Below are 2,678 nucleotides of genomic sequence, written 5' to 3' on the forward strand. Positions count from 1 at the left end.
GTATATTACATACATGTAAGACGACATACGTCATGTTATCGACTTGTAAGGAGAGAAAAAAATGAAAAGTGTAAGATTACCATCGATGCTAGAAATCATAGTTCTTTTATTACTATTTCTTGCTGTTGTCTTTTCCTTCCAAACGATTTTTGATCTCCCAATTCAATTAGCGCTATTTATTTCATGGTTTTTAGTAATTGCGCTTGGATTAAGATTAGGATTTCGTTATCAAGAATTGCAAGATGCAATTACGAAAGGGATTTCTAACGGATTAGAAGCGATACTGATTTTAGTTGCAGTAGGTGCTTTAATTGGAACATGGATTGCTGGTGGGGTAGTACCAACATTAATCTATTATGGATTAGAATTTATTCACCCTAGCATATTCCTATTAGCAACATTAATTATTTGTTCTATAACTTCTATCGCAACAGGAACGTCTTGGGGAACAGTGGGAACAGCAGGTATTGCTATGATGGCGATTGGTGAAGGACTTGGTTTACCACTTCCGCTTGTTGCTGGTGCAGTTCTTTCAGGAGCTTATTTCGGCGACAAATTATCACCACTTTCTGATAGCACAGTTCTTGCAGCTTCTATGGCGAAAGTAGATGTTATTGCTCACGTTCGAGCTATGCTCGTATTAGATGTTCCAGCTTATATTATTACTAGTATTATGTTTACTGTAGCTGGTTGGATGTATGGCGGCGATAATGTAGATTTGAATCGAGTAGAATTTTTAAAAGAAGCTTTATTAAAGCAATTTGATATTAAAATATGGATGCTTGTTCCGGCGGTCATTGTTATCGTTCTATTAGCGATGAAGAAACCGTCTATGCCAACAATTGCAATGGGAGCTTTAATTGGTGCAATTTGGGCAACCCTTTTCCAAGGGATGAACTTTGGAGAGGCGATTGGAACAGCTTATAACGGATTCTCAATTCAATCTGGTGTTGAGTTTGTTGACAAGTTATTAAACCGTGGTGGAATTAACGGCATGCTTGGCTCAGTAGCCGTTATTATTTTCGGTTTAGGATTTGGTGGATTACTTGAAAAACTAGGTGTTTTAAAAGTAATCGTATCAAAATTTGAGAAGAAATTAAATTCTGCAGGTAATGTAACATTGTCTACATTAATCGTGGCATTCTTAGCTAATATATTTGGTTGTGCGATGTATGTATCACTAATTTTAACACCAAAAATTATGGAAGATAGCTATGATAAATTAAAAATAGACCGTCGTGTATTAGCGCGTAACTCAGAAGTAGGTGGAACGTTAACTTCAGGTATGGTTCCATGGTCTGATAATGGTATTTTTATGGCTGGTATTTTAGGTGTAGCAACGTTCTCATACGTTCCGTTTATGTGGTTAAGCTTCGTATCGTTAATTTTAGCAGTTATTTACGGATATACAGGCAAATTCATCTGGTATGTAGATGATGCCGATAAAGGAAAGCAAGCATCATAAAATAAAAATCACCTTCTACAATATGTAGAAGGTGATTTTTTTATTTTTTAATAGCATTTGCTGAAGTTATTTCATTCTCATATTTAGCAATTTTTTGTTGTATCTTTTTTAAGTTTTTTTCAGTGTCTTGAATGAGCTGTAAGACATTGGTCTCCTGTTGTTTCATTAATTCTAACCTTTGAAGGATGGTAGATTCTCCTTCCATAGACCAGTCGATAAATTGTTTTATTTTTTGAATTGGCATACCAGTGTTTTTTAAACACAAAATCATCTCTAAATATTTCAGTGCTTCTTCATCAAAAACTCGATCTCCTTTTTCGTTTCTTTGCAGAAAAGGAAACAGTCCTTGTTTATCGTAATAACGTATTTGAGAAATAGTTAAGTGTTGCATTTTGGCGACTTGCCCAATTGTATAATACATATCATTCATCCTTTTATTACCAAGGTATAATGCCATCTTTGTTAAGTATTTTACCATTATAGTTTGTTTCACTTAATGCATATTTAATAATAATTTTAGCACTTTCAGTGGTTGTATGGCCACCGGGGGAATTTCCATTAAGATCCGTAGTTGTAAAACCAGGAGTTACCCCAAATACTTCTGGACCGTTAGTGGCAAATTCTTTACTAAAAGCTAATGTTAAAGCATTAATAGCTGTTTTTGAAGAATTATATCCTAGTGTATTAATTGGATGTGTTTCACCATTAGCAAACATTGTTAGTGAGGCCATGTCAGTTGTTACATTTATTATTTTACTGTTGCTTGAATTCTTTAATAATGGTAAAAAGGCTTGCATCATTTGGAAAGTTCCAAAAAAATTAACTTCAAATCCTTGGCGTAAAGTTTCAATATTTAATTCACTAGGTAGCATATTGAAGTCTAGCGCTATGCCTGCATTATTAATTAATAAATGTAAGTGATCAGTCGTTTCGTAAATTTTCTTTGTTGCTTCTTGAATGGATTGTGAATTTGAAATATCTACTTGAATATAGGAAACGTTTGAAACATTTAAAGATTCTACGGCTTGTTGTCCAAGTTGTTCATTACGAGCACCTAAAAATACGTGATAATCTTTTTCTGCTAATTGACGAACAAGTTCATATCCAATTCCTTTATTCGCACCTGTTATAAAAGCATATTTTTTCATATTGAATTCCTCCAGTAATGTTATAGTAGGTTACAATGGAAAGGATACAGCCTAAACTTAAGTTT

Annotated in this window: 3 protein-coding genes; 1 reads left to right on the top strand and 2 read right to left on the bottom strand. The window is 33.9% G+C overall.

The features are described from left to right. Positions 1–61: 61 nt before the first annotated feature. Positions 62–1,465, top strand: a complete 1,404-nt coding sequence (nhaC, locus tag GBN78_RS29300; protein ID WP_000843992.1) for a Na+/H+ antiporter NhaC — start codon at positions 62–64, stop codon at positions 1,463–1,465. A 40-nt stretch (positions 1,466–1,505) separates the two neighbouring features. On the opposite strand, the gene GBN78_RS29305 is transcribed toward nhaC, so the two are convergent. Both GBN78_RS29305 and GBN78_RS29310 read right to left on the bottom strand, forming a co-directional pair. Beyond that, on the bottom strand, positions 1,506–1,886 hold the full coding sequence (locus tag GBN78_RS29305; protein WP_000291861.1) for a MerR family transcriptional regulator: 381 nt from the start codon (positions 1,884–1,886) through the stop codon (positions 1,506–1,508). Positions 1,887–1,902: 16 nt separating this feature from the next. After that, positions 1,903–2,613, bottom strand: a complete 711-nt coding sequence (locus GBN78_RS29310) for an SDR family NAD(P)-dependent oxidoreductase (protein ID WP_000759549.1) — start codon at positions 2,611–2,613, stop codon at positions 1,903–1,905. Positions 2,614–2,678 lie beyond the last annotated feature (65 nt).

The organism is Bacillus sp. B2-WWTP-C-10-Post-4, from assembly GCF_009183805.1.
GTDB lineage: Bacteria > Bacillota > Bacilli > Bacillales > Bacillaceae_G > Bacillus_A > Bacillus_A cereus.

Excerpts from the sequence above, each read along its gene's own strand:
- nhaC (WP_000843992.1), top strand. The coding sequence starts at position 62 with ATGAAAAGTGTAAGATTACCATCGATGCTAGAAATCATAGTTCTTTTA.
- GBN78_RS29305 (WP_000291861.1), bottom strand. The coding sequence starts at position 1,886 with ATGTATTATACAATTGGGCAAGTCGCCAAAATGCAACACTTAACTATT.
- GBN78_RS29310 (WP_000759549.1), bottom strand. The coding sequence starts at position 2,613 with ATGAAAAAATATGCTTTTATAACAGGTGCGAATAAAGGAATTGGATAT.